The organism is Mesorhizobium sp. M7A.F.Ca.ET.027.02.1.1 (assembly GCF_004022985.1).
Classification (GTDB): Bacteria; Pseudomonadota; Alphaproteobacteria; order Rhizobiales; family Rhizobiaceae; genus Mesorhizobium.
Window position 1 is genome coordinate 1 of the sequence record NZ_RZOL01000693.1, and the last position, 1732, is coordinate 1732.

At 61.7% G+C, this 1732-nt stretch carries 1 protein-coding gene and 1 pseudogene; one reads left to right on the top strand and one right to left on the bottom strand.

Annotated features, from left to right (window positions below; translation table 11 throughout):
- Positions 1-340: 340 nt before the first annotated feature.
- Positions 341-466, bottom strand: a pseudogene (locus EN749_RS35170) (alanine dehydrogenase); the annotation flags it as partial.
- A gap of 384 nt (positions 467-850) precedes the next feature.
- On the opposite strand from EN749_RS35170, the gene EN749_RS35175 reads away from it, so the two are divergent.
- On the top strand, positions 851-1732 hold an 882-nt coding region (locus EN749_RS35175), incomplete at its 3' end, for a condensation domain-containing protein (RefSeq protein ID WP_245491576.1).

Consider the following 1732-nt stretch of genomic DNA (forward strand, 5'->3'; position numbering starts at 1 on the left):
GTGAAGAGAGTGGCCGAAAGGCTCGGCCGACTTGCGTGATGGTAATCGTCGCAGGCAAGGATGGGTGGCCGCACGCGGCCTCTGCTTTTTGCAGAGCAGGCCGCATTGTAAAGCGGCAGAAACGGACTCGGCCTGTGGGGGCAGGCTCTCCTGTACCTCAGTAACGATATGGTCGAGACCGGGAACGATTGCACCGACCACCAGAGACGCCAAAGCTGATGCTCACGGTGGACGGACTGGGGATTTCAGCTGGCAATGTCCAGGTTCGGACGCGTTCAGCTTCATTCGTCGACCAGCGTTTCGCGCCGAAGAGCTTCGCCGCGGACATTGACGGAAAAGGGGAGGTGACCGGCACGGCACCTGGCATTTTGGCGATGCAATAGTGGATGACGCCGTCGACCTCGTAGGTTGGCTCGGCATGGGTGGTCGCGTGCGAGGTCTCGAAGCAGCCGCCCTGGTCGATGGCGAAGGTGACCTCAATACGCACCTTTGATCCCTAGCCGGAGCGGCCGCGTGATTGCCGTAGCGGCAGTGATATCCTGGTCAATCGACCGTTGTGGCCAGGGATTAGTGGCTGATTTTTTCAACCAGTGTCACCAGTATCATTGCAACTCGTTGATTTTGTGGGAGGCAATTTGGCAATGAATTGCTGAAATTGACACCGTGTCCGGTTGAAGACGTTGCTGTCCGGAACCGGACACAACGAGGCGCAGCATTCCGCCGTTGCGGCTTTAAGTACGTGGATTGCCCTCTGCTCGCACAATCTCCTCGGTGGCACGCCGATTGCTTGGACACGGTGCAGGACCGTTGCGCCATAGCGGTGTCGCATGCTCCGACCGAGGAGGTGTACATGAAACTTACTCGAACAATCCAAATCAATGCGACAGATGCAGCACTAGTTGCGGTCCCGCCAATTGAAGCTTTGCCGCGTCCGTCACGGGTGCCACTGTCGCTTCCCCAGCAGCGGCTTTGGTTCCTGTCCCAGCGGCAGGGCGGCAGCAAGGCCGATCTCATCTATGTGGGGCTTCGGCTTCGCGGCGAATTGGACGAGGCAGCCCTCCAGTCGGCCTTGGACGGGTTGGTGGCGCGTCATGAGGTGCTGCGCACCACCTTCGGGGTGGAGGACGGTGAGCCGTTCCAAAGGATTGGACCGGCGGATATCGGCCTGCCGCTGAAACGAGACGATCTGACGGCGGCAGCGGATGTCGAGGCGGCCCTCGCGGAGCTGATGCCTTTTGAAGGGCAGGCGGTGTTCGACCTGGAAGCCGGGCCGCTGATCCGCACACGACTGGCGCGCTTGGCGGAGGACGATCATATGCTGCTGATCATCATGCACCGCATGGTCTCGGACGGCCGGTCGCGGCAGATTCTGATCGGCGAGCTTAGCGAGCTCTACGCCGCAGCCCGGGAAGGCCGCGAGGATCGGCTGAGGCCATTGCCGGTGCAGTATGCGGACTACGCGATTTGGCAGCGAGGTCGGCTGGCAGGGCAACTCTTGCAACGGCAGTCGGAATACTGGCTCCGAATGCTGGACGGCACGCCAGCGGTGCTGGAGCTGCCGACCGACCGGCCGCGGCCGGCGCAGTGGGACTACAGTGGCAGTTACGTCGAGTTCGTGTTGCACGAGCGGCTGAGTGCACAGCTCAAGGAACTGAGCCAGCGTCATGGGACGACGCTGTTCGTGACTCTGCTGGCGGGCTGGGCGCTAGTACTGGCGCGGCTGTCGGGTCGG